Below are 25,510 nucleotides of genomic sequence, written 5' to 3' on the forward strand. Positions count from 1 at the left end.
CAAAATTATTCATATTTAAGAATAGCCAAGCATTTTATAGGCTTGATAACGTATTTCTGAGGTTTAATTATTCATGTCTGCCGATACTAAAAAGAGCGCTTTTCCTCTGTTACCTGTAGGGTTGTTGTTGCTTGCAATGACCTCAATTCAGAGCGGTGCATCTCTAGCTAAAACATTATTTCCTGTTATCGGTGCTCCGGGGGTAACTGGGCTACGCCTATTGCTTGCGACCGTTATTTTATTTGTTATTTTTAAGCCTTGGCGATTGAAATTTAGACGCAACTCCCTTGTTCCTCTGCTCACATATGGCCTTTCTTTGGGAACCATGAACTATTTGTTCTATCTCTCTTTAGAACGAATTCCATTAGGGATCGCGGTTGCACTCGAATTTACTGGCCCACTTGCCGTTGCTATGTTTTCATCTCGCCGCCCTATTGATTTCCTTTGGATAGCATTGGTTATCGTTGGCTTGCTATTTTTATTACCTATTGGTGATAATATTAATGCCCTTGATCCGATTGGTGCTTTATATGCGCTCGGTGCTGGCGTGTGTTGGGGCATTTATATTATTTTTGGTCAACGTGCCGGCGCGGGTTATGGTGCTGCAACTGTCGCTATTGGTTCATTTATTTCCGCGTTGATTTTTTTCCCGATTGGATTAATGCAAACTGGTGTTGAAGCCATGTTTGATCCCGCTATTTTACCATTGGCATTAGCGGTTGCTGTTTTATCAACTGCATTTCCTTATACTCTTGAAATGATCGCCCTAACGCGGCTTCCAGCAAGAACCTTTGGTACCCTGATGAGCTTAGAACCCTGTATGGGCGCATTCCTAGGCATTATCTTTCTTCAGGAGCATTTAACTGCAACCCAATGGTTAGCGCTATTATGTATAGTATGTGCATCTATTGGTTCAACATCTACTGCGCGTCCAAAAACTAAAATAGAAGAAGTCACTTAAATATATAACGTTTGAATTTCTTTTATTATTTTTATCTTATTCAAGGTTAATAAAGTTAAAATAACTTTCTTTATTAACCTTATTTATTGTAAATTTTCTTTAACGTCATTGAAATATTACCTTATTAATCCTATATTATTATTTAGTAATAATTAATTTACTTGTAATTCGTTATCAATTTTACCTATCAAAGTAATAGAATATAGCATTATGACAAACTGACTCTGTTGTTTTATATTATTTAACAGAAACAGGATACTGATAAATTAAAGACTTATAAGGGGAAAATTATGAGTACAGCTAAATTAGTTAAAGCACCTCAAGCAAACCTTTTATATACCCGCAATGATGTTGAAGATAGTGTCAAATTAGAAACTATTGATATGTTGAATGTCATGGTGGTTCATTTCACCGATCTATCTTTAATGACAAAACAAGCACACTGGAATATGCGTGGTCGTAATTTCATTGCTGTACATGAAATGCTTGATGGTTTCCGTGCCTCTTTAGTTGAGCACCTTGATGAATTTGCAGAACGTGCAGTTCAACTTGGCGGAGTCGCTATTGGGACCACTCAGCAAGTGAATAAGTTTACTTCGTTAGAGGCATATCCAATTGATATCCATGATGTGCAGGATCACCTCAAAGCACTAGCCGATCGCTATGCTGTTGTTGCTAATGATATCCGTAAGGCTATTGATGAAGTCGAAGATGAAGACACTGCGGATATGTTTACAGCGGCATCACGTGACCTTGATAAATTCCTATGGTTCTTAGAAGCCAATATTGAGTAATGTCGATAACAATAGTCAACCTTGACTGCCCCCTTGGCCACACCATGGTGTGGCCTTTTTCATCCCTATTGGTTATTAAACCCCTTCAATTTTTAGTTCACTTCATGTGACCTGTTTATTTATTGGCATTTGAGGCTGTTCAATAGGAAAAACGGGTAGTGCATTCAATAACCGCTTGCCATAATTTTTGGTGATTAACCGTTTATCATAAATAATAATTTCACCGTAGCATTCATGACTACGGATCAAGCGGCCAGCTTGCTGAATTAGATTAAAAGAAGCACTCGGTAAACTTTGAACTTCAAAAGGATAGCGCTTAAGCGATTTTAGCCACTCCCCCTCTGTGATAATGACTGGGTTCGTTACAGGTGGAAATGCAATTTTATGAATATGCACCTGAGTTAAATATTCGCCTTTTAAATCAAGCCCCTCAGCGAATGATTGCAAGCCAATTAATACGCTAACTAAACCTTTATCGATGCGTTCACAGTGCGTTTCCACTAATCGGTAACGAGGTTGATCCCCCTGTACTAATAATTGTAAACGCAAATCTTTCACATGCTCTAAAAAACCGTCCATAGCGCGTTGGCTACTAAATAGCACCAACATCCCTCGATGCGTTCCTTTCTCTAATTCATGGCGAAAATAGGTTGCCATCTCCGCTAAATGTTGCTCTTCGGTCGCGATAGTTGGCTCATATTTCATTTGAGGAATAACTAATTTTCCCTGTTCAACATGATTAAAGGGAGACGATAAAGTGACAAAACGATCATCACTTTTTTCTGATAACCCACTCAACTCTTGAAAACGCGCGTAACTGTTGAGTGAACGTAACGTTGCAGAGGTCACCACAATATGTGGCACATTGCGCCATAACAGTTGCTGAAGTTGTTCACTCACTCGAATACCAGCACAGTGCATAAATAAGCGAGACTGATTTTTCTCATAACGACGACTAAGCCATTTAGATACCGGAGCGCCTGATGTTTGCTCAAGAGTCGCTAAACGCCACAACTTTGCCATATTTTCAAAATAACCTAACGCTCTGCTAGTTGATAAAATAGCGCGATGTAGGCGAACAATATCTTGTTTCGCGGTCTGTTCGGTTAAATCATTTAAAATCGCTTCAGATAAGCCTTTAAGAGCATCTGTTAATTTGAATAAATCCTGACAGCATAATTGCATTGCCTCAGGTAACTGTCCCAACGGAAATAAATATTCACTGTCCTTCGAGGTTTCTGGCAATAAAGCATTTGTTAATAGTGAAAAATCACGAAATGCCGCCCTTAATTTTTCTGCATGTTGATGCAATCGTTCGGGATTCGCTAACTTCGGTGGTTTAGCCGGGCTAAACTGAGCAACATACTGCCCTACATTATGAATAAAGTTATCCACTTGCGCAGTTAATTGAACAAGGGTGATTTCACCTTCTACTTCTAATGCATCTCTCGCAACATCAGGCACATGATGACCTTCATCGAGTACCAAAAGCAGCTTTTTAGGTTCAGGCAATACGGATTCACTTTCCATCGCTGCCATCACTAAGGCATGGTTTGCCACCACGACATCCGCATCTTCAATTTCTCGGCGGGCAATAAAAAATGGACAGCGCTGATAAAATTGGCAATTGCGACCTAAGCAATTCATTTTATCAGTACTCACCTTTCGCCATAAGCTATCACTAAATGCTCGTTTATGGTGATCCCTCAACCCATCCCATGCAAAGCTATGAAAGTCATTACGTAGCTGCTGACAAATCGCTCTTTCTTCACTATTGGCTATTTCAGCCTTATCTTCGACTAACAACATTAAGTCAATTTGTTCGCCTTCAGCTGCACAAATTGCCTCTAAATTGCGAGGACATACATAACGTGCTCGACCAAAAGCGCCTGTATACTTAAGGTCGGGAATTATTTTACTGAGTAATGGTAAGTCTTTACTGAAAATTTGATCCTGTAACGCGACATTCGCCGTGCTGACGACTAATATTTTGCCTTCTTCACGCCCAACAGCAATACCGGGTATTAAATAAGAGAGTGTTTTGCCTACTCCTGTTGGTGCCTCAATCACCAAATGTCGCCCTTCTTCATCAGACAAATTTTTTGCAACTTCAGCAATCATTTGGCGCTGTGGTGCGCGGGAAACGAACCCGTCAATATGGTGTGATAACCCTTTATACCATTGGGTTATATGTTCTTTAATTTTATTTGACAGAGACATAGGCTCACTGCTGTTTACATTAGAAGGTGTAGAATAACCAATGTGGTTAATAAACCAGACGTTATCAGAAAGTATTTACGATGTGCTTTGCAAAAACTACTGTTTAAAAAACCATTATGCCACAAAATTGGGAACAGGTTGGCAAATTCCCCATTCATCCGCACAAAAAAGAGTATTTAACTTGTCTGCAACACTCATCGAGTTATACTTTGGGTCTACTTCTTCAACTCAGGCTATAAAAAATGAAAAAGGTTGTTATCGCTCTCTTCGCGCTATGTGCATTCGGTTCCGTTGGTGGGATTGTTTTAGCGGGCATGAATATTTATACACGTTCAACGACACCTATTGAACACAGTCAACCACAGCAACCTTCTATTATTCCTGCGGTTAATCAGGCTCAATAATATTTACATTCAGGATGAAGATAATTTATGTATGACGCTTATTTTGTCACACCTCACTGGTTACATGACCACCTGTCAGATACTAACCTTATCGTACTAGATGCTTCATCTCCCCCTCCAACCGCGCCTTATGATTGTCGGCAGCGTTGGTTAGAAGAACACATTCCTCATGCCCAATTCTTTAATCAAGATGAAGTGGCAGATACGCGTATTGCCTTGCCACATATGCTGCCAGATGAAACTACATTTAGTCAGGCCGTCGGTAAAATGGGAATAAATAATGATACTCAAGTAATCATTTACGCTCAGAATAATTTATTCTCTGCGCCTCGCGCGTGGTGGACATTTACAACGATGGGCCACAAAAATGTCAAAATTCTAGCTGGTGGCATTGATGCATGGAAAGCGGCAGGTTTTGAAACTCAGACAGGAGAAGTTATCCCTCCGACACCGCAAACCTACACGGCCAAATGCCAGCGTGAAAATGTTTTAAATCAAGCTCAAGTCCTTGAACTAGTAGAAGAGCAAAAGCAAGTACAGATTATTGATGCCCGTGCCGCCGCACGCTTTTTAGCGCAAGCCCCTGAACCTCGTCCGGGTCTACGCATGGGGCATATCCCTGGTAGTAAAAATATGCCTTGGGATCTGTTAGTCGACAAGGGTGAGTTTAAATCAGAAACAGAACTGAAAGCGCTGTTTGCTAAACAAGGCATTGATATTCATGCCCCTTCTGTCACAACTTGTGGCTCAGGTATGACCGCCGCTGTCGTCTTAATGGCATTAACACTATTAGGTAATACCAATGTTAGCCTGTACGATGGCTCATGGGCTGAATGGGGGCAAGATAACGGCCTACCGATAGAACCTTAGTCACCGTGCTATCACTCCCTTGCACATAAAGCGACTTAACTCACATAAGGGAGTGTTAGCTGAAATCTTGGGAACTCATCAGCCATAATTGAGTGAGCCAAGATATCTACAGTATCAGCATGACGATTTCCATAAAAAATAAACCACCTTATTAACGGTGGTTTATTTTAAGGTTCATTCTGATTGGGTATCAGGTTATTTAGCAAATATTCCAGCTAAAAATAGCACGACTATCGCACCGATCACGGCAACCACAAAGCTGCCAAAGTTGAAACCATCTACCTTACCTTTGCCAAAGAAAGTACTGATATATCCACCAACGACGGCCCCAACAATTCCGAGTACGGTCGTCATGACAAAACCGATTTGGTAGGTTCCTGGCATGATCCACTTCGCCAAAATACCTGCAATAAGACCAAAAATAACCCAAGAAATAACTCCCATCATAGACCTCCATACAAATTAAACACGGTAAAATAGAGTTTAATCCTGTGAATTTGCCATTCTATGACAAACAATTTAAACCCAATTTAACATGACTTAAAAATGATTAACCAATTTAAGTAAAGATCTAATACGCTATTTTGGCAAATAAAATACAATTGAATGATTAAATTTCAAACAATTTAACTTTTATTTAATGTTTGTTTAACTTCTTTTTCGATTATTTCTGCGATCTGATTAGCAGTTTTTAGTGCTCTAATATGTGAAAATAATAGGTTGGCCTGTTCATATTCTTTACGTAAATAACCTAACCACTGTTTGATACGAGCAGCGTGGTAATGCCCTGTATCTCCTTGTTTCTCTAACTCAGTGTACTTTAAGAGTAGCGTCCCAACTTGTTCCCAAGGCATTTTAGGCTGGTTCGCTTTCACCACATGGCTAAGATTCGGCGTATTCAAGGCACCTCGGCCAATCATAATGGCATCACAGCCTGTCATTTCAAGGCAGCGTTGAGCGCTTTCATAATCCCAAATTTCACCATTAGCAATAACGGGGATCGATAAACGCTGACGAATATCACCAATAGCTTGCCAATTAATTTTCTCGGCTCGATAGCCATCTTCTTTGGTTCGCCCATGTACTGTGAGCTCTGTCGCGCCTGCCTGTTCAACTGCATCGGCAATTTCATAGCAAAGCTGGCTACTATCCCAACCTAATCTTACTTTAACAGACACAGGGAGCTCCTTTGGAACAGCCTCACGCATAGCTTTCGCTGCACGGTAGATCAATTCAGGCTGCTTCAGTAATGTCGCTCCGCCACCATGTCCATTGACCGTTTTAGAGGGACATCCACAATTAAGATCAACCCCCCATGAACCTAAAGAAACCGCTCTAGCCGCGTTTTCCGCGAGCCATTGCGGGTGCTGGCCCAATAGTTGTACGCGGACTAATGTTCCCGACGGTGTACGACTCCCATGACGTAGTTCTGGGCATAATCGATAAAACGTTTTCGCAGGAAGTAGAGTATCGACAACACGCACAAACTCGGTAATACAGAGGTCATAATCATTGACCTCACTGAGTAGCGAACGTACCAGAGAATCGAGAACGCCTTCCATTGGAGCCAGAACAACACGCATTAACCTTCACCATGCCCCTGACGCACTTTCTTTTGTGATTTTTTCCACGGTGAACCAGAAGTTGCCGGCTTACTTTTCGTATTCTCGGTGCGTTCACGGCGAGGCTTCGCAGACGTGGTATGGCGCTTACCGCTACCGCTACGTCTCTCATTATTGCGCTGAGGGCCTTTCTGAATAGGTTCAGGCTTAATTGAAGGGTCGGGCTCATAACCATCAATCGCCATAACGGGGATGGATTTTTTCAATAATTTTTCTATATCTTTTAATAACTTAACTTCATCCACACAAACTAGTGATACCGCCATTCCCGTTGCTTCTGCTCGTCCTGTACGACCAATACGGTGAACATAGTCTTCCGCCACATTAGGCAGTTCGAAGTTAACGACGTAAGGAAGCTGTTCGATATCCAAACCACGCGCAGCAATGTCTGTAGCCACTAAGACACGTATGTCACCTGATTTAAAGTCTGCTAGGGCGCGTGTACGTGCACCTTGGCTTTTGTTTCCATGGATTGCAGCGGCTTTTATTCCATCTTTATTAAGATGCTCAGCAAGTCGGTTCGCGCCATGTTTTGTACGCGTAAACACGAGCACCTGTTGCCAATTATCACGACCGATCATGTAGGATAAAAGTTCCGCTTTACGTTTTTTATCAACATGATGCACAAATTGGGTGACTTGTTCAGAGGCTGAATTACGGGGAGCGACTTCAATAGTAATTGGGTTATCTAATAGCTTATTCGCTAGCTGTTTAATTTCATCAGAGAACGTCGCTGAAAACAGCAAATTTTGGCGTTTCTTAGGCAATTTATTGATAACACGGCGAATATCATGAATAAATCCCATATCCAACATGCGGTCAGCTTCATCAAGAACAAAAATTTCAACTTGGGATAAATTAACCGCATTTTGATGTTCTAAATCGAGTAAACGTCCGGGTGTCGCAATCAAGATTTCAACACCACCACGTAATTTCATCATTTGAGGGTTAATGCTGACCCCCCCAAAGACCACAAAGGAGCGAACCTTCAAATGGCGGCTATATTCTTTAACATTTTCAGCAACTTGAGCAGCCAATTCACGGGTAGGCGTCAAAATTAATGCTCGAATGGGTTTACGATCTTTCCCTGTGCGGGGAGTGGAGATCAATTTCTGCAAAATAGGTAACGTAAAGCCCGCGGTTTTTCCCGTTCCTGTCTGGGCGCTTGCTAATAAGTCATGGCCAGCAAGAACTGCCGGGATAGCTTGCTGCTGAATTGGCGTCGGTGATTCATAGCCTAACTCATTGATGGCAAGCAGAATTTCCTCGTTTAATGCGAGGTCTGAAAAACTAGTCAACTTAAATTACTCCGGGCTTCACCACTCTGAATAATCAGAGGCAGTTCGAGGGGAAGGATCATGTAGAAGGATAAAGGTGCAAACTGCCGTGCTATTGCAAAAATTGTAACATTATTTGTTCCTAATAAGTATATTAATTTAGTTTATAAAATAAATTAATACAAAATTACTTGAATATAGTATATATAACTATTACACACTGCAATATATCGTTTTCCGTCAGTGCGGAAAGCAAAAAGCTGCATAGCGCTAGTTAAGTTAATATTTAATTTTAACTGTTTAAGGAAATTTCATGACCATAAATACACCATCAACTCATAGAGGAGAAAACGCCAAAGTGCAGTTGTTATATTCGGCTGCTGATGTCTATGGTGAATTAGGTCTGGATGGAGCAACAACCCGCAAAATTGCTCAGGTTTCAGGCCAAAATATTGCTGCTATTTCGTATTACTTTGGTTCAAAAGAGGGTCTATACCTAGCTGTAGCACAATTGATTGCAGATACAATAAAAGAAAATTTTAGTGAAAATATTTCAGAAATAGATACTTACCTTCGTCAACCGGCACCCTCGCCTGATGAAGCCATTACGCATTTGCAAAAAATCTTAGTAGGTTACAACTACTTCCAATTAGAAAAAAAGAACCTTAGCTTTTCACGGATACTTGCTAGAGAACAGCTCAATCCCACTGAAGCTTATACGATTATCCATGAACAGGCACTAGGTCCTATTTACACTAAATTGAATCGGCTTATTGCTATCTATATAGGCTCCGATCCGAACAAATTAACCACGTTAATTCAGACCCATGCCATTTTGGGGGAAACGCTCTCATTCCGTATCGCAAGAGAGACACTCCTTCGGCAAACAGGCTGGAAACACATTAATGAAGAGGAGTATAAAATTATCAACCAGGTACTGATAGAGCACACCAATATATTATTAGAAGGTTTACGCCATCGCAAAGAAGGTAAAAAGTGATATGATTAATCTATAAAAATTGGTTATAGATTATTGTTCTATCTCTTTTAAATCACAATATTTACACGAAATAAGGTTAATTATGAACAGTAAACGTCGTTCTGTCTTTTTTATTCTTATTGTCATAGTAATCGGGATCGCGGCTGGTGGCTATTATTGGTATCAATCACAACAAGATAAAACATTAACCTTATATGGCAATATTGACGTACGAACCGTTAATCTAGGCTTTCGTGTAGGTGGGAAGCTCGCGTCTTTGAATGTTGATGAAGGCGCGCGCGTTACCCAAGGTCAAACACTCGGGGAGCTTGATAAAGCTCCTTATATCAATGCGTTGAATAAAGCTAAAGGGATCAGGGATAGTGCCAAAGCGCAACTAGCCATGAAGGAAAAAGGTTATCGAACTCAAGAAGTTGCACAAGTTGAAGCGGAAGTCGCACAAAAACAAGCGGCATGGCAATACGCAGAAAGTTTTTATCAACGTCAAAAAGGGTTAGCAGCATCCCACGTTATCTCCGCCAATGAATTGGATAATGCTAAAACGAATCGTAATCAAGCTCTTGCAGCCTTGAAAGCAGCACAAGATAAATTGAATCAATATCAGAGTGGATTCCGTAAAGAGGAAATAGAAGCCGCTCGTGGTGAATGGTTACAAGCGGAAGCGGCTGTTGCACAAGCCGAATTAGATTTACAAGATACCATTTTGACAGCCCCTTCCGATGGCACCATTCTTACTCGAGCAATCGAACCAGGCACTATTGTCGGGGCTGGGAATACCGTCTTTAGTGTCACTCTAACAAGCCCTGTTTGGGCTAGAGCTTATGTGAATGAGCCCAATTTGGGTATGGCCGTTCCCGGCAAAGAAGTTTTACTCTACACAGATAGCCGCCCTGATGCGCCTTACCATGGCACCATTGGCTTTGTCTCGCCAACCGCTGAATTTACGCCGAAAAGCGTCCAAACGCCTGAACTACGCACTGACCTTGTGTATCGATTACGTATTATTGTCAGCAATCCTGATGATGCTTTACGTCAAGGAATGCCTGTCACTATTCGTTTCCCTCAAGAGCAGTAATAAGAGTGTATGATGAGTGAATCAGATTATCATATTCGTCTTCAAGAGGTCGAAAAGACATTTATAGGACTGGATTCGCCGGCAGTAGAACGCTTAACCACTGAAATCTATGGCGGTTCAGTCACTGGGTTAGTTGGTCCTGATGGAGCAGGAAAAACGACGCTGATGAGAATGCTTGCTGGTTTATTAAAACCAGATTCTGGCTCAATCAGCCTAATGGGGTTAGATCCTATCGCGGATAGTGTACAAGTTCATGCTAACTTGGGATATATGCCACAGAAGTTTGGTTTATATGAAGATTTAACCGTCCAAGAAAACCTCGATTTATATGCTGATTTACGTGGCGTTATTGGAGAAGAGCGCCAAAAAACCTATCAACAACTACTCAGCTTTACCGATTTAACCCGTTTTACTCATAGGCTAGCGGGGAAATTATCAGGTGGAATGAAGCAAAAATTGGGATTAGCCTGCACACTGATAGGTAAACCTAAAGTGCTTCTTTTGGATGAACCCGGAGTGGGAGTCGACCCGATAGCACGGCGGGAATTGTGGCAGATGGTTCATACCTTAGCTGATGAGGGCATGTTGATCCTATGGAGTACGTCCTATCTTGATGAAGCCCAGCAATGCAAAAATGTTTTATTACTAAACCAAGGTAAGCTACTTTTTTCAGGACAACCACAAACACTGACCCAAAAAATGGTCGGGCGCTCATATTTATTAGAGGTTCCTGCCGAAGATAAACGCACCGTTTTACAAGATGCCCTTGTACTTCCTGAAACGACCGATGGGGTTATTCAAGGTCGATACATTCGTTTGATTTTAAAAGAAAACGCATCTAAAGAATCACTATTACAAGGCTTGAATATACCTAATGGTAAACTTGTTGAAGCAGAGCCTCGTTTCGAAGATGCCTTTATTGATTTATTGGGTGGAGGGCCATCTCATCGCTCAGTGCTAGCGGCTATCATGCCTCAAATTCCTGCAAACCCCAGTGAAACCGTTATTGAAGCACGTAACCTTACCAAAAAATTTGGTGACTTTGCTGCAACGGACACGGTGAATTTCCAAGTAAAACGCGGCGAAATCTTTGGCTTACTCGGCCCTAATGGTGCAGGAAAATCAACCACTTTTAAAATGATGTGTGGGTTAATGAAACCCACGGAAGGGCAAGCTTTGGTCTTAGGGATGGATTTAAAAACTAGCTCAGATAAGGCACGACAACACTTAGGCTATATGGCCCAAAAGTTTTCTCTCTATAGCAATTTAAAGGTCGGACAAAATCTGAAATTTTTTTCAGGGGTTTATGGCCTACATGGCAAACATCAAGTTCAAAAAATCGCTGAAATGGTTGAAGCTTTTAATTTCACCCCCATACTGCATCAAATAACAGATTCTCTACCACTTGGTTTTAAGCAACGACTGGCACTGGCTTGTTCATTGATGCATGAGCCTGATATTTTATTTCTTGATGAACCAACTTCAGGTGTTGACCCTCTCACTCGGCGTGAATTTTGGTTACATATCAATGGAATGGTAGATAAAGGAGTCACCGTCATGGTCACAACCCATTTCATGGATGAAGCGGAATACTGTGATCGAATTGGGTTAGTGTATCGTGGCAAAATTATTGCAGCAGGTACCCCTGATGCCTTAAAACAACAAGTTGCCACAGAAGCGAACCCGAACCCTTCAATGGAAGATGCCTTTATTGAGCTGATACTCGACTATGATAAACAGCAGGAGGAACAATGACCGCTAATGCGTCTCATTTTTCTTGGCGTAGACTCAAAGCATTATGCATTAAAGAAAGCAAACAGATTGTGCGCGATCCAAGCAGTGCATTAATCGCTGTCGTCATCCCATTGATGCTGCTATTTATCTTTGGCTACGGCATAAATTTAGATTCAAGCCAATTACGAATTGGCATATTAATGGATCAACAAAGCCATGAAGCGAGAGAGCTGGTTGATACTTTCACAGGCTCTCCTTTTATTGATGCCACAGTGAGTGATAACCGACAATTATTGATTGATAAAATGCAAGCAGGAGAAATTCGCGGCATCGTTGTAGTTCCCGTTGATTTTTCACAACAGCTATTACGGCCTGAAGGACATGCCGCCATACAAGTGATTACCGACGGCAGTGAACCTAATACCGCCAACTTTGTGCAGGCCTACACGAAAGGTGTTTGGCATACATGGTTAGTGCAACAAGGTGAAAATAAAGGCTATTCAACAGAACCACTTATTGATCTAAATATGCGTTACTGGTTCAACGAAGCAGCGATTAGCCAGCATTTTATTATACCCGGTGCAATCAGTATTATCATGACCGTTGTCGGCGCGATTTTAACCTCATTAGTTGTAGCTCGAGAGTGGGAACGAGGCACAATGGAAGCCTTACTTTCTACGCAAATTACTCGTACCGAGCTATTACTGTCGAAACTATTACCCTATCAGGTTCTTGGCTCTTTTGTGATGATCCTCTGTATGGTCGTCACGACCTTGGTGCTAGATGTCCCTTATCGAGGTTCTCTCCTAGTCCTGTTTTTGATCACGAGCCTTTATTTAGCGACGGCGCTGGGGATGGGCTTACTGATCTCAACGATCACCCGTAACCAATTTAATGCCGCTATGGTTGCCTTAAATGCGGCATTTTTACCAGCAATCATGCTGTCAGGCTTTATTTTTGAAATATCAAGTATGCCTATAGTTATTCAAATCGTGACCTACTTTATTCCAGCGCGCTATTTTGTCAGTAGTCTACAGACGCTATTTTTAGCCGGTGATATCTATATTGTTTTACTCACCGACTTACTGCTACTTATTGCTTCCGCCATTTTATTTATTGGTTTAACGGCATGGAAAACGCGCCGACGCCTTGATTGATAAGGATTTGCTATGTTTTATCGCTTATACACCTTGATCATGAAAGAGTTGCAATCTTTATTACAAGAAAAGCAAACACGGATCATTTTGATCATGCCGGTTATTTTCCAAATGATCTTATTTCCGCTTGCGGCAACATTAGAGGTAACCAATACAACCATCGCGATTTTTGACCAAGATGGTGGTCAACACGCCATAGAGCTAACTCAACGCTTGGCTAAAGCGGAGGCCTTCTCAAAGGTTCTATTACTTAAAAATGAACATGAGATTCGTGAAACACTGGATAACCGTGAAAGCTTGTTAGTCGTACGCTTTGGGCAGAATTTTAGTGGAAACATAGATAGCCAACATACTGCCAATATGATGTTGCTGCTTGATGGCCGTAATTCTAATAGTGCACAAATTGCGGCTAATTATATCCAACAAATTGTTCAGCAGTATCAACATGAACTGACTGCGGGAAAACCTTTAGCCAATAATAGTGAGTTAATAGTACGCAACTGGTATAACCCCAATCTCGATTACAAATGGTTTATTGTGCCATCATTGGTTGCGTTAATTACTACTATTGGGGTGTTAATTGTTACCTCGCTATCCATTGCCCGTGAAGCAGAGCAAGGCACTCTCGATCAATTACTTGTCTCACCCCTTACCACTTGGCAAATTTTTATCGGTAAAGCGGTTCCTGCGCTGATTATCGCAACAGCACAAGCTACATTAGTCTTAGTGATTGGTATCTTTTGCTATCAAATACCTTTTGCAGGCTCCCTCCCTCTTTTTTATGCGACCATGATTTTCTATGGCTTATCTTTGGTAGGGTTTGGCTTGTTAATTTCAGCATTATGCTCAACACAGCAGCAAGCTTTCATTGGCGTATTTGTCTTTATGATGCCCGCTGTTTTGCTATCGGGCTATATCTCTCCGGTAGAAAACATGCCTGTATGGCTACAAGATATTACTTGGGTAAATCCGATTCGCCACTTTACGGAAATAACCAAACAAATTTACCTCAAAGATGCTGATTTCAATATTATTTGGCACAGTTTATGGCCATTACTCTTCATATCGGTGATAACCAGCTCCATTGCTTATTATCTATTTCGCAAGAAAATAGCTTAGATGCTCTCATTCACTTGTTTTTTATGATCGACAAGCAATAAAAAACCCTTGTTGGTTAAACCATAACAAGGGTTTATGTTCTTTTACTTTATCTATTCACGTATCAGCTAACCACGATACGCAAAACCGCTAAATTAGCGACGGTCTCCGAAAATACGGAGTAACATCAAGAACAGGTTGATGAAGTCCAGATACAGGTTCAATGCACCTAAAATAGCGAATTTACGCATATTTTCTTTATCTTCGACATCAATTTGTGCACCCATTTCTTTCAGCTTTTGAGTGTCATATGCGGTTAAACCAGCAAAAATTAACACACCCGCATAAGTAATCACCCAGTACATTGCAGAGCTTTGCATCCAGATATTAACCAGTGATGCTACGATCAAGCCTATCAATGCCATAAACAGGAAGTTACCCATACCCGATAAGCTGCGTTTAGTGGTATAGCCATAGAAGCTAAGTGCCCCAAACATCACCGCTGTGATAATAAAGGTACCGACAACTGACTCTTGCGTATATACCGCAAGGATCACAGAAAGTGTCACGCCCGTTAGCATTGAGTAGAGCATAAACATGCCCGTTGCAACCATTCCACTCATTTTTGGTAGTAGGAATGATAAGCCAAGTACGAGACCAAACTGAACAACAACTAAGCCGATAATAAGACCTTGGCTTAGCATTATTTTACCTTCGAGTAAAAGACCCAACGTGTACCAAGCGACAAAAGCCGTCAGTAACAGGCCAACGGTCATCCATCCATACACCTGAGACATAAATGTCTGAATGGTGGCACTGCTGCGCTGGACAAGAGAATCATTACGTTGATCGAATCGATCCATGATGGTTACCCTTCATACATTAGTAAGAAACGACCACAGCAATGTGCCGTAGCCAGACAATATCTTGCAAAGTTTATCACAATTTATTGACATTAACATTCAACAAACTCAAAACTCAATAAGAAATCCAGATGATTACCAGCGCTCTGCACTGGCCTCATCACTCTCTTTTGCCTCAACCCAACGTTCATTATTAGGCAACGTTTCTTTCTTCCAAAATGGGGCTTTGGTTTTCAAATAATCCATTATAAATTCAGCAGCTTGGAATGCGGCTGCACGATGAGCGCTAGTGACACCAACAAAAACAATTTCTTCACCCGGTTGTAAAGTTCCCACACGATGGATCACACTAACGCGTTGTAATTCCCAACGTTGTCGTGCTTCTACTACTATCTGGGTTAACGCTTTTTCCGTCATTCCGGGATAGTGTTCAAGTGTTAATGCCGCAACACTGTCGCCTAAATTGTGATTTCTCACTTTACCAGTAAAGGTGACCACTGCTCCGTCGCTATCACACTCTGCAAGCCATTGGTATTGCTCACCCACGCTGAAATTTTCTGTTTGAACGGCAATATGGGTATTTTTCATCTTATCCCCCTGTCACTGGAGGGAAAAAAGCCACTTCATCACCGTCGTTCAAAGGATGATCTGTGGCAACAAAAGATTGGTTTACCGCCGATAGCAACTTACCATCCTCTAACGCGAGTGCCCAGCGATCACCACGTTTAGATAGGGATTGGCGTAGCGCTTCAACAGTTGGATAATGTTCTGATAACTCAAGGCAATCTGTACCAACTAATTCACGCACCTGAGCAAAAAAAAGGACTTTAATCATGCATCCACCTTAAAATGACCTGATTTGCCGCCTGTTTTTTCCAATAAACGAACCGGGCCAATAACCATGTCTTTTTGCACCGCTTTACACATATCATAGATGGTTAAAGCCGCAACAGACGCTGCCGTTAGTGCCTCCATTTCCACCCCCGTTTTCCCTGTCAAACGGCAGCAAGATTCAATACGTACTTGATTTGTTTCAGGCAAGGCTTGGAGAGTTACTTCCACTTTGGTGAGTAACAAAGGATGGCATAGCGGGATCAATTCCCATGTTTTTTTGGCTGCTTGGATCCCTGCGATGCGGGCTGTTGCAAAAACATCACCTTTATGATGACTTCCTTCAATAATCATGGATAAGGTGTCTGCATTCATGGTAACAAAAGCCTCCGCCTTCGCTTCACGGACTGTTTCCGCTTTTGCAGAAACATCCACCATATGCGCTTCACCCGACGCATTGATGTGAGTCAGTTGTGACATATTTTCTCCTGAAAAAATCAAAAATGGGTTAGCCGCCAATTACCGATAAATTAGGGGTAATGCCGCTGTCGCCCATATGCAAGAAATGGGTTTCTCTCTTGAATTGTAATCCACTTTGAATACGTGCTTTCAGTGCTTCATTTTGGTTGTCATCGCTGAGCAAATCACGTAGTGGTATGCCATTCTCACCAAATAAACACAGATGAAGATTTCCCAATGAAGAAACGCGTAAGCGGTTACAACTTTGGCAGAAATCTTTTTCATAAGGCATGATAAGGCCAATTTCCCCTAGGTAATCAGGGTGGCTAAATACTTGTGCGGGACCATCGCTCCGTGCACGGGGTACACTGTACCAACCTTCTTCAATAAGGCGGTCACGAATCGTTTCTCCCGAAATATGGTAACGGTTAAAAAGATCACTGCCTTCCCCCGTTTCCATTAATTCAATGAAACGCAATTGAATAGGACGATGCTTAATCCAATTTAAAAATGATTTGAGTGCGATATCGTTGACGTTTTTCATCAACACCGCATTGACTTTGACTTGCTTAAAACCAGCGTCAAAGGCTGCATCAATGCCTTGCATGACTTGATAAAATTTATCTTGGCCTGTAATGGCCGCAAATTGACGAGGATCTAAGCTGTCGACACTGACATTAATCGCACCAAGCCCCGCCTCTTTCCATTGCTGCACATCACGCGCCATACGATAGCCATTGGTGGTAACCGCAATTTTCTTTATTGATTTATTTTCATTTATCGCAGCGATAATATCGGTAAAGTCTTTACGCATCGTCGGCTCACCACCTGTGATACGGACTTTTTCTGTTCCTAATTCAGCAAAAGCACGGCTAACACGCTGAATTTCACTCAGCGAAAGGAACTCGTGGCGACCACTAGGTTTGTAACCATCAGGGAGACAATAGGTACAACGAAAGTTGCACACATCAGTAATAGATAGGCGGAGATAGTAAAATTTCCGAGCAAATTGATCGACAAGCTGCTGCATAATGACACCTTTCCAAATACGGGAGATGCAGACATTTCTATCTTGCACCCTGGTGGTTCAAAGACCACGGCCAAAGCATCATATTCGTTAGCGCGAACTTAGACACAAAGGCTAGGAGTTTTTATCTATAAGCGAATCAAGTTAACGTGGCGAATGAGCTCTCAACATTGTTTACTTTGTTCACTTATTATATGTAGGGATTTTAGCGTAAATAAAAGCAAAAAGCGAATTTGAATTTCGATATATAATATATTATACAACGACTTAGCATTTAGTTATGCATTTGTTAATCCAATATAAATTTAATGTCATGACGTATGTGGGTAAATGTATTTTGAACATTTTGAAAAGATTTGAAGATGATAAGAAAATCACTTCAATTATCGTTTTTTTAGTTAATTAAGAGCAATCTGAATTTAGGTTTAACACAATTATTGATCCTTTCTTGATTATCACAAATAACCCGATGAGATAATTAATTTTTAACTCATCATAATTTTAAATTTTTACTGTGAATAATGATGATAAATGAACCCAAACCAGGGTTTTGTGATAGATTAACGCGGTTTTGTGTTAAACGTGACAAATCGCGCCGTTTTTCGTTTAAATTACATCTCACTAACGAGAACACTGTATAATAGCCATGGCGCTGGAAAATAACTGATATAGGAACACTATGCCGAATAGTAGTCTGACTGATTTTAGGCATGTTGTCGCTCTTGGGGGCGGACATGGGCTTGGTCGTGTAATGTCTTCTCTCTCATCTTTAGGTTCTCGATTAACGGGCATTGTTACCACTACCGATAACGGTGGGTCGACTGGTCGTATCCGTCGAGCAGAAGGCGGCATCGCTTGGGGAGATATGCGTAACTGTCTCAACCAATTAATCACAGAACCTTCAATTGCCTCAGCTATGTTCGAATATCGCTTTAGTGGGAATGGTGAACTCTCTGGACATAATTTAGGTAACCTAATGTTAAAGTCATTAGATCACCTCAGTGTTCGCCCCCTTGATGCCATCAATTTGATCCGCAATATGCTAAAAGTGGATGCAAAACTCATTCCTATGTCTGAATCCCCTGTGGATTTGATGGCAATAGATGATATGGGGAATGAAGTCTATGGCGAAGTGAATGTTGATGCTTTAGTTGAATTGCCTCAAGAGCTACGTTTATACCCCAGAGTCAAAGCCACCGCAGAAGCGGTTGAAGCAATTCACCAATCTGACTTGATTTTAATCGGCCCAGGCAGCTTCTTTACTAGCCTAATGCCCTTATTGCTGCTTGATGACATCACCGATGCATTACGTGAATGTAAAGCCCCTATGATTTATATTGGCAACCTTGGTAAAGAACTCAGTACCTCGGCTGCCAGTCTAACCTTAAAAGAAAAGTTACTGATGATGGAACAACATATTGGCTGCCAAAAAATTAATGCCGTCATCGTTGGCCCAAGAACCAATATTGAACCTATTCGCCATGAACGTTTAGTAACACAGCGTGTGTTAGAAGCCGACGATATCCCTTATCGTCATGACCGCAAATTGCTTTTGCAAGCGATTGAAGAAACAGTACAACTACTTTAATCATTCGTATAGCCGTCGACAATTTGTCACTCAAACGCTCTGAAGTTAACCACGAGAAAGGCATCTCGTGGTTAACGTTATCTCATCATGAATTAGCAATAAAACGTTCTCTGAGTTCTTGTAATTGATCGCGAACATTTGCAGCCGCTTCAAATTCCAAGTCTTGAGCATGTTTATACATCTGAGCCTCAAGCTGTGAAATACGTTGCTCCAATTCTTTTGTTGATAGCAATTGGATATCATCGCGATGATCAATTTTCGTATTCTCTTTATTGCGCCCTTTCGATTTTCCGCCCACTTTGTGGCCGATTTGTAGAATATCGCCGACTTTTTTATTCAGCCCTTGAGGAACAATACCATGCTGCTCGTTAAAGGCGATCTGCTTAGCTCGGCGTCGTTCCGTTTCTTTGATGGCTTTTTCCATCGAATTGGTAATTTTATCGCCATACAAAATCGCTTTACCATTTAAGTTACGAGCAGCGCGTCCTATTGTCTGAATCAATGAGCGTTCTGAACGTAAAAAGCCTTCTTTATCCGCGTCCAAAATCGCCACTAGTGAGACCTCTGGCATATCAAGACCTTCTCTAAGCAAGTTGATCCCGACTAAAACATCAAATTCACCAAGCCGTAAATCACGAATAATTTCAACACGTTCAACTGTATCAATATCAGAGTGAAGGTAGCGAACGCGCTCCCCATGCTCTTCAAGGTATTCTGTTAAATCTTCAGCCATCCGTTTTGTCAGTGTGGTGACCAACACACGTTCATTTTTCTGGGCGCGTATGCGAATTTCGGAAAGTAAATCATCAACTTGAGTCGCGACTGGACGCACCTCAATAATGGGATCCAATAAACCTGTTGGCCTAACCACCTGCTCTATCACTTCAGAGCCCGATTTTTCTATTTCATAGTTACCCGGTGTTGCTGAGACATAAATCGTTTGTGGCGCCAACGCTTCAAACTCTTCAAAGCGCATTGGCCGGTTATCCAGTGCAGAAGGTAAACGGAAACCATATTCTACCAACGTTTCTTTACGAGAACGGTCTCCTTTATACATAGCACCAATTTGTGGAATGGTGACGTGAGATTCATCCACCACCAATAGGCCATCTGCGGGAAGATAATCAAACAAGGTTGGAGGTGGTTCTCCGGGAGCTCGACCAGATAAATAGCGTGAATAGTTTTCAATCCCAGAGCAATAGCCAAGTTCATTCATCATTTCAAGATCGAACTGAGTTCGCTGGGTAATGCGTTGCTCTTCTAAAAGTTTATTATTTTCGAGTAGCACTTTACGTCTATCAGCCAGCTCCACCTTGATTTGCTCCATCGCTTCTAAGATCCGATCTCTAGGAGTGACATAGTGGGTTTTAGGGTAAACGGTAAAACGAGGCACACGATGTTGGATCTGGCCTGTCAAAGGATCAAATAAAGATAGCCGCTCAACTTCTTCATCAAATAATTCAACCCGTAGCGCATATTCATCTGATTCCGCGGGGAAGATATCGATAACTTCACCGCGTACGCGAAATGTTCCCCGAGTAAAAGCTTGATCATTACGTGTATATTGTAGATCCGCTAAGCGGCGCAAAATAGCGCGTTGATCGATAATCATGCCATCGGTTAGATGCAACATCATTTTTAAATAGCTATCCGGATCACCAAGACCATAGATGGCAGAAACAGAAGCCACAACAATCACATCACGTCGTTCCAGTAAGGCCTTTGTGGCTGACAAACGCATTTGTTCAATATGCTCGTTAACAGAGGCATCTTTTTCAATAAAAGTGTCTGAACTCGGAACATAAGCTTCAGGCTGATAATAATCATAATAAGAAACGAAATATTCGACTGCATTATCAGGGAAGAAAGCTTTCATTTCGCTATACAATTGTGCAGCCAACGTCTTGTTGTGTGCCATCAACATGGTTGGACGGTTTTCTTTGGCAATCACATTGGCAATAGTAAAGGTTTTACCTGAACCCGTTACACCAAGTAAGGTTTGATGAGCTAGGCCATCTTCCAACCCTTCAGAAAGCCGACGAATGGCTTCTGGTTGGTCTCCTCCTGGTTGAAAATCAGAATACAATTTAAATACTTTACTCATTACCCACGCCTCTTAAACGATCATTCCCTTATAATACTGGATAAAAAACCAGCTTCAAGTACTGAATTTAAAATTTCTCTAGCACAAATTTTATTGTGGATAGCGTTAGGTTATCCCCAAAATTTTACTTGACCTAACGTTATTTATATATTTTATGCTGATGCCATTTCTGCTCTTATCTCAAATAAAAAATTGCGTATTGATTTTATTTAACTTATTGTATTTCAATACGATTATTTATGAGTCTGAAATCACATCAAATAAAGGCAAAGCCGCTTGTCACCTTGGATACGGTTGTTTTTTTAGATCTAATTCACAAGGTTATCCACAGAAATAGTGGATAACTCTGCAATCCCTTTAAGATAGTGCGTTTCCGTTCTACTCTAAAAACCACATAGACCAAATAAATGACAGAAAAATGGCAATTCAGTGAAAATTTTTTTACGCAGAATTTATCACAAAAACAATATTTATTCTGGTTTACAGGATCAGAGTTGACAAAAATGGCGGATTAACGATCCAGAATCACTTTTTACACTGCACAAACAGAAACATAAAAAATTATTCAGTAAGATCCATGAGATAGAACATGTCATGCTTTAATGGCAACACGAAACATGCAAGTGTCATGGCGAAACAACTGGTGTTCGTCAGTATGTTTCCAACAATACCTGCGAACACTGCAAAACAAAAAATCCACTTTATTGTGGATTTTTTTGGCATTTAAATATTCCCACTCTTTCTCAGCACTCATCACAACGCTGTCAGCAACCGTCTCACATCAATATACTGACCAACATCCAAAAATGTATCGCTATTTTGATAAGGAATTGTACCAAGAGATGGGGCATTGATCGTGCGGTGTAACGTCTCTAAATATTCTGCTTGATAGGTTCCTGCTGGCTCGACCTCATTAGCTATCCACCCCACCAATTTTAGTCCTGATTGCGCGATGGCCTGCGCTGTTAACAACGCATGATTAATACAGCCTAACTTGATACCAACAACCATGATCACAGGCAATTGTTGCTCAACCACCCAATCGGCATAACTGTGATGTGCTGATAGTGGCGTATACCAACCGCCAGCCCCTTCAACTAACACCCATTGGGCTTTTGATTGCAACTGTTTTAATCCATCAGTCATCACCGAAAACGCGATTGGTTGCCCGACTTTTTCACTAATAATATGCGGAGACGTTGGTGCTTCAAATACAATCGGATTCACTTCTTGGTAAGTTAATGGCAGTGTACTGTTTGCCTGTAAAAAGAGTGCGTCACTATTGCGTAGCCCTTGTGCCGTCTGCTCGCTACCTGAAGCGACAGGCTTATAACCCGCAGTTTGATAACCTAATTGATTAGCGGCTTGTAGCAATGCACAACTGGCTACCGTTTTGCCGACTTCAGTATCGGTGCCAGTCACAAAAAAGGTTTTAATCACGATAAATTATTCCAAATACAGTTTGATAAGTCAGTTCTAGGCCGTTCACTGACGCTGGGTAGGCATGTGTGAGTTGCTGTAATCGTTGCCTTGTCATCAATCCACCTTGGCGTCCTGCCGTAAGATGCGTCGCGCCTATCCCTTTTAATGAATTCAACAAGCGAGCTAAATCAGGAAAATACAGTTTATCGGGCTGAAGCAGTAATTGATGCTTCCATGGCTGGCAGCTCGCCGTAATCAGCTCAAAGCTCAAAAACTCATTCACATGTGAATAGCCATCTAACTTAGCCCAAGCTTGTGATAATTCAGACAGTGAGCCTTTCGCAAGAGTCGTAAATACAATAACGCCCCCACTTTTGGTCACTCGATGTAATTCCGTTAACGCTTGTGATAAGTTTGAGCACCACTGGATCGCTAAATTAGAAAAAACGATATCGAAGGTTTGGTCGGCAAAAGGCAGTAATTCCATATCTGCACAAATATATTGTGCAGCGGCCTTTTTATCGCGAGCAACCTCTAACATGCCTAATGACAAATCTAACGCGGTGACTTCAGCGCCTTGTCTTTTGATAATTTGGCTGAAAAATCCCGTTCCACAGCCAACATCAATCACTTTTTTATCACTTAAATTTACCTGCGCTGAGGCTAATAAATCCAATAATTGGTGACCGCTGTTTTGCTGATAATACGCTATCGAATCATAGCGCTTTGCCGCTTTACCAAACGCAGAGGCAATTTTTTGCTTTTCATCACTTAATGGCAAAACCATGTAGCGCCTCCAACAGTTGGTCTATATCTTGTTGGCGATGAGCCGCACTCAGAGTAATGCGTAATCGTGCACTTCCGGGTGGGACAGTAGGCGGGCGGATCGCTTGCACCCAGAGCCCTTTTTGCCGAAGATAATTAGAAAGCTGAATACTGTCATCATTATCACCAACAATGAGCGGTTGGATTGCCATCGATGAATTCGCTAATTGCATACCACTCAACTGACTATTTTTTCTAAAATACGCAATATGTTGGTTAAGCCGTTCCCTCTCGCCATCAGCGTTACGGATCTGTTGTAGAGCCGCTGATAATGCAATAGCCTGAGCCGGTGGCATTGATGTACTATAAATAAGATGGCGAGCTGCTTGGATAAAATAATCTGCGGTAGCTTCATCACACAAAACCGCGGCACCACTCAAACCAAAAGCTTTGCCGAAGGTGACAATCAGCAGTTCGGGTTTAATACCATCAACATCACAACTACCGCGCCCTTCTCGCCCTCGCACGCCAATACCATGTGCATCATCCACCATAAGCCATGCATTATGCTGTGTGGCAAGCCGCTGCAATTCAGTGAGCGGCGCACAGTCACCGTCCATACTAAAAACACCTTCAGTAATGACAAGCGTTTTCCCTTTTGCTGGAGGAGCGAGCAATTTTTCTAGTGATAGCGGGTTATTGTGGGTAAAACGCCGTAAAGTAGCGCGAGATAACATTGCTGCTTCAAGGATCGATGCATGGCTAAGTTTATCGGCTAAAATGCGGTCATCTTGGGTCATCAAAGCGGTGATTACCGCTTGATTTGCCGCAAAACCAGAGATAAAGAGCAGTGCTCTCGGATAGCCTAACCATTCAGACAGCGCATTTTCTAGCTGGTAATGGGCACGAGAGAACCCTGTAACATGCCCTGAACCACCGCTGCCTGTGCCATATTGAGCAGCGCCTTGCTGCCAAGCCTCAATGACTTTGGGATGGTGACTTAGGCCTAAATAATCGTTGCCTGAAAAATTCAGGTACTGATGGCCATCAACCTGCAATTCACGCCCCGTATTATGCTCAACACAGGTTCGTTTGCGCCAAATCGCATTCTGCTGGCGCTGTTTTAACTCTGCTTGAATAAAAGATTGCCAGCTCATTAGATCGCCGCATTGTAAAACTGTTGGTTGTCTGCGGTAAGGATTTTTTCCGCTAAATGCGCGGCTTGTTGATTGTCGCCTTCATTAACCTCAATACGTTCAGGGTTAATATTCAATTTTCTGAATAGTGCTAAATCTTTATTTTCATCGGGGTTTGGTGTCGTGAGTAACTTACAACCATAAAATACTGAATTCGCTCCTGCCATAAAACACAATGCTTGAGTTTGCTCATTCATGTATTCACGCCCAGCAGATAAGCGTACATAAGAGGTTGGCATCATAATACGTGCAACCGCAATAGTTCGAATGAAATCAAATGGATCGACATCGTCGTTATCAGCCATTGGCGTCCCTTCAACCTTCATCAACATGTTGATCGGCACACTTTCAGGCGGCTTAGGTAAATTGGCAAGCTGTACTAATAATGCTGCCCGATCGCTAATTTTTTCTCCTAAACCTAAAATTCCACCAGAACAAACTTTAATGCCGGCATTACGTACATTGTCTAGGGTATCTAAGCGGTCTTGATAAGTTCTCGTGGTAATAATGTTGCCATAGTATTCTGGTGAGGTATCAAGGTTATGATTGTAGTAATCGAGGCCTGCTTGCGCGAGGCGTTGAGCCTGATGATCGTCAATCATGCCCAATGTCATACATGTTTCCATGCCAAGAGATTTTACCTCTTTCACCATCATTTCAAGATAAGGCATATCTCTTTCACGCGGGTTACGCCAAGCGGCCCCCATGCAAAAACGTGTTGATCCTGCTTGCTTAGCTTTTTTTGCTGATTCAAGAACTTGCTGTACTTCCATTAAACGTTCGGTTTCTAAACCTGTTTTATAGCGAGCACTTTGCGCACAATATTTACAATCTTCAGGGCAAGCGCCCGTTTTGATCGACAGTAAAGTACTCACTTGCACCTGCTGTGGATCAAAATGCTGTCGATGCACTTGCTGAGCTTGAAATAGAAGTTCAAAGAAAGGCATAGAAAACAATTCATTAGCCTGTTTAGTTGTCCACTTTTTTAATTCGCTCACGGCAGTTCTCCATCGTAAAAAGTCGTTGCCAGTTTAAATATTGCG

24 protein-coding genes and 1 riboswitch are annotated in these 25,510 nt (G+C 41.8%); of the genes, 10 read left to right on the top strand and 14 right to left on the bottom strand.

Annotated elements, in window-relative coordinates:
* Positions 1–73: 73 nt before the first annotated feature.
* The gene (gene rhtA, locus M1F03_RS13510) at positions 74–961 is read left to right on the top strand and encodes a threonine/homoserine exporter RhtA (RefSeq protein WP_154622687.1); all 888 of its coding nucleotides are present in this window, start codon (positions 74–76) and stop codon (positions 959–961) included.
* A 290-nt stretch (positions 962–1,251) separates the two neighbouring features.
* Positions 1,252–1,755, top strand: coding sequence for a DNA starvation/stationary phase protection protein Dps (gene dps / locus M1F03_RS13515; protein WP_154621974.1), 504 nt, complete (start codon positions 1,252–1,254; stop codon positions 1,753–1,755).
* Positions 1,756–1,857: 102 nt separating this feature from the next.
* On the opposite strand, the gene dinG is transcribed toward dps, so the two are convergent.
* Positions 1,858–3,975 carry an ATP-dependent DNA helicase DinG gene (dinG, locus tag M1F03_RS13520; protein WP_154621975.1) on the bottom strand — a complete coding sequence of 706 codons (2,118 nt, stop codon included), beginning with the start codon at positions 3,973–3,975 and terminating at the stop codon, positions 1,858–1,860.
* A gap of 242 nt (positions 3,976–4,217) precedes the next feature.
* On the opposite strand from dinG, the gene M1F03_RS13525 reads away from it, so the two are divergent.
* Together M1F03_RS13525 and sseA are read left to right on the top strand one after the other, a co-directional pair.
* A complete protein-coding gene (locus tag M1F03_RS13525) occupies positions 4,218–4,379 on the top strand; it encodes a hypothetical protein (protein ID WP_167520925.1) in 162 nt (53 codons plus the stop codon).
* Positions 4,380–4,406: 27 nt separating this feature from the next.
* A complete protein-coding gene (gene sseA / locus M1F03_RS13530; RefSeq protein ID WP_154621976.1) occupies positions 4,407–5,249 on the top strand; it encodes a 3-mercaptopyruvate sulfurtransferase in 843 nt (280 codons plus the stop codon).
* Positions 5,250–5,444: 195 nt separating this feature from the next.
* Here sseA and M1F03_RS13535 read toward each other — a convergent pair whose 3' ends face one another.
* From M1F03_RS13535 to rhlE, 3 genes are all read right to left on the bottom strand, one after another.
* Positions 5,445–5,693, bottom strand: a complete 249-nt coding sequence (locus M1F03_RS13535; protein ID WP_154621979.1) for a GlsB/YeaQ/YmgE family stress response membrane protein — start codon at positions 5,691–5,693, stop codon at positions 5,445–5,447.
* A 182-nt stretch (positions 5,694–5,875) separates the two neighbouring features.
* Complete coding sequence (gene dusC, locus M1F03_RS13540) at positions 5,876–6,832, bottom strand: tRNA dihydrouridine(16) synthase DusC (RefSeq protein WP_251464546.1); 957 nt, start codon at positions 6,830–6,832, stop codon at positions 5,876–5,878.
* Positions 6,832–8,169: an ATP-dependent RNA helicase RhlE gene (gene rhlE, locus M1F03_RS13545; protein WP_163862722.1), complete on the bottom strand. Its 1,338-nt coding sequence runs from the start codon at positions 8,167–8,169 to the stop codon at positions 6,832–6,834. The genes dusC and rhlE overlap by 1 nt, the downstream gene beginning before the upstream one ends.
* A gap of 292 nt (positions 8,170–8,461) precedes the next feature.
* Here rhlE and cecR point away from each other — a divergent pair, with 292 nt between their 5' ends.
* From cecR to M1F03_RS13570, 5 genes are all read left to right on the top strand, one after another.
* The gene (gene cecR / locus M1F03_RS13550; RefSeq protein ID WP_154624720.1) at positions 8,462–9,148 is read left to right on the top strand and encodes a transcriptional regulator CecR; all 687 of its coding nucleotides are present in this window, start codon (positions 8,462–8,464) and stop codon (positions 9,146–9,148) included.
* Between the two features lie 82 nt (positions 9,149–9,230).
* A complete protein-coding gene (gene hlyD / locus M1F03_RS13555; RefSeq protein WP_154624719.1) occupies positions 9,231–10,223 on the top strand; it encodes a secretion protein HlyD in 993 nt (330 codons plus the stop codon).
* Positions 10,224–10,235: 12 nt separating this feature from the next.
* Complete coding sequence (locus M1F03_RS13560) at positions 10,236–11,978, top strand: ATP-binding cassette domain-containing protein (RefSeq protein ID WP_251465309.1); 1,743 nt, start codon at positions 10,236–10,238, stop codon at positions 11,976–11,978.
* Positions 11,975–13,114 (top strand): ABC transporter permease, encoded by a 1,140-nt coding sequence (locus M1F03_RS13565; protein ID WP_154624717.1) that lies wholly within the window; start codon positions 11,975–11,977, stop codon positions 13,112–13,114. Before M1F03_RS13560 ends, M1F03_RS13565 begins: the two co-directional genes overlap by 4 nt.
* Positions 13,115–13,126: 12 nt before the next feature.
* Positions 13,127–14,233 (top strand): ABC transporter permease, encoded by a 1,107-nt coding sequence (locus M1F03_RS13570; RefSeq protein WP_247046995.1) that lies wholly within the window; start codon positions 13,127–13,129, stop codon positions 14,231–14,233.
* Between the two features lie 134 nt (positions 14,234–14,367).
* Here M1F03_RS13570 and M1F03_RS13575 read toward each other — a convergent pair whose 3' ends face one another.
* The 5 genes from M1F03_RS13575 to moaA form a co-directional block, all read right to left on the bottom strand.
* The gene (locus tag M1F03_RS13575; protein ID WP_154624715.1) at positions 14,368–15,075 is read right to left on the bottom strand and encodes a Bax inhibitor-1 family protein; all 708 of its coding nucleotides are present in this window, start codon (positions 15,073–15,075) and stop codon (positions 14,368–14,370) included.
* Positions 15,076–15,210: 135 nt separating this feature from the next.
* A complete protein-coding gene (moaE, locus tag M1F03_RS13580) occupies positions 15,211–15,663 on the bottom strand; it encodes a molybdopterin synthase catalytic subunit MoaE (RefSeq protein ID WP_163862725.1) in 453 nt (150 codons plus the stop codon).
* A gap of 1 nt (position 15,664) precedes the next feature.
* Positions 15,665–15,910, bottom strand: coding sequence for a molybdopterin synthase sulfur carrier subunit (gene moaD, locus M1F03_RS13585; RefSeq protein ID WP_251464547.1), 246 nt, complete (start codon positions 15,908–15,910; stop codon positions 15,665–15,667).
* On the bottom strand, positions 15,907–16,386 hold the full coding sequence (gene moaC, locus M1F03_RS13590) for a cyclic pyranopterin monophosphate synthase MoaC (RefSeq protein WP_154624712.1): 480 nt from the start codon (positions 16,384–16,386) through the stop codon (positions 15,907–15,909). The genes moaD and moaC overlap by 4 nt, the downstream gene beginning before the upstream one ends.
* Before the next feature lie 28 nt (positions 16,387–16,414).
* Complete coding sequence (moaA, locus tag M1F03_RS13595) at positions 16,415–17,395, bottom strand: GTP 3',8-cyclase MoaA (protein WP_154624711.1); 981 nt, start codon at positions 17,393–17,395, stop codon at positions 16,415–16,417.
* Positions 17,385–17,525: riboswitch (molybdenum cofactor riboswitch) on the bottom strand. Its footprint overlaps the gene before it by 11 nt.
* A 546-nt stretch (positions 17,526–18,071) precedes the next feature.
* Here moaA and yvcK point away from each other — a divergent pair.
* Positions 18,072–18,980, top strand: a complete 909-nt coding sequence (yvcK, locus tag M1F03_RS13600) for a uridine diphosphate-N-acetylglucosamine-binding protein YvcK (RefSeq protein ID WP_154624710.1) — start codon at positions 18,072–18,074, stop codon at positions 18,978–18,980.
* 85 nt (positions 18,981–19,065) lie between these two features.
* Here the strand turns inward: yvcK and uvrB are convergent, their stop codons facing one another.
* The 5 genes from uvrB to bioB all read right to left on the bottom strand — a co-directional run bounded on the left by uvrB (position 19,066) and on the right by bioB (position 25,465).
* Positions 19,066–21,084: an excinuclease ABC subunit UvrB gene (gene uvrB / locus M1F03_RS13605; protein ID WP_154624709.1), complete on the bottom strand. Its 2,019-nt coding sequence runs from the start codon at positions 21,082–21,084 to the stop codon at positions 19,066–19,068.
* A gap of 753 nt (positions 21,085–21,837) precedes the next feature.
* Positions 21,838–22,524: a dethiobiotin synthase gene (gene bioD / locus M1F03_RS13610; RefSeq protein WP_163862728.1), complete on the bottom strand. Its 687-nt coding sequence runs from the start codon at positions 22,522–22,524 to the stop codon at positions 21,838–21,840.
* Entirely contained in the window at positions 22,517–23,293 is a 777-nt protein-coding gene (gene bioC, locus M1F03_RS13615; protein ID WP_163862731.1) for a malonyl-ACP O-methyltransferase BioC, read from the bottom strand. Before bioC ends, bioD begins: the two co-directional genes overlap by 8 nt.
* Positions 23,274–24,428, bottom strand: coding sequence for an 8-amino-7-oxononanoate synthase (bioF, locus tag M1F03_RS13620; protein WP_247046988.1), 1,155 nt, complete (start codon positions 24,426–24,428; stop codon positions 23,274–23,276). Before bioF ends, bioC begins: the two co-directional genes overlap by 20 nt.
* Entirely contained in the window at positions 24,428–25,465 is a 1,038-nt protein-coding gene (gene bioB, locus M1F03_RS13625; protein WP_163862735.1) for a biotin synthase BioB, read from the bottom strand. Before bioB ends, bioF begins: the two co-directional genes overlap by 1 nt.
* Between the last annotated feature and the right edge of the window lie 45 nt (positions 25,466–25,510).

Source organism: Providencia sp. PROV080 (assembly GCF_033688105.1).
Classification (GTDB): Bacteria; Pseudomonadota; Gammaproteobacteria; order Enterobacterales; family Enterobacteriaceae; genus Providencia; species Providencia zhejiangensis.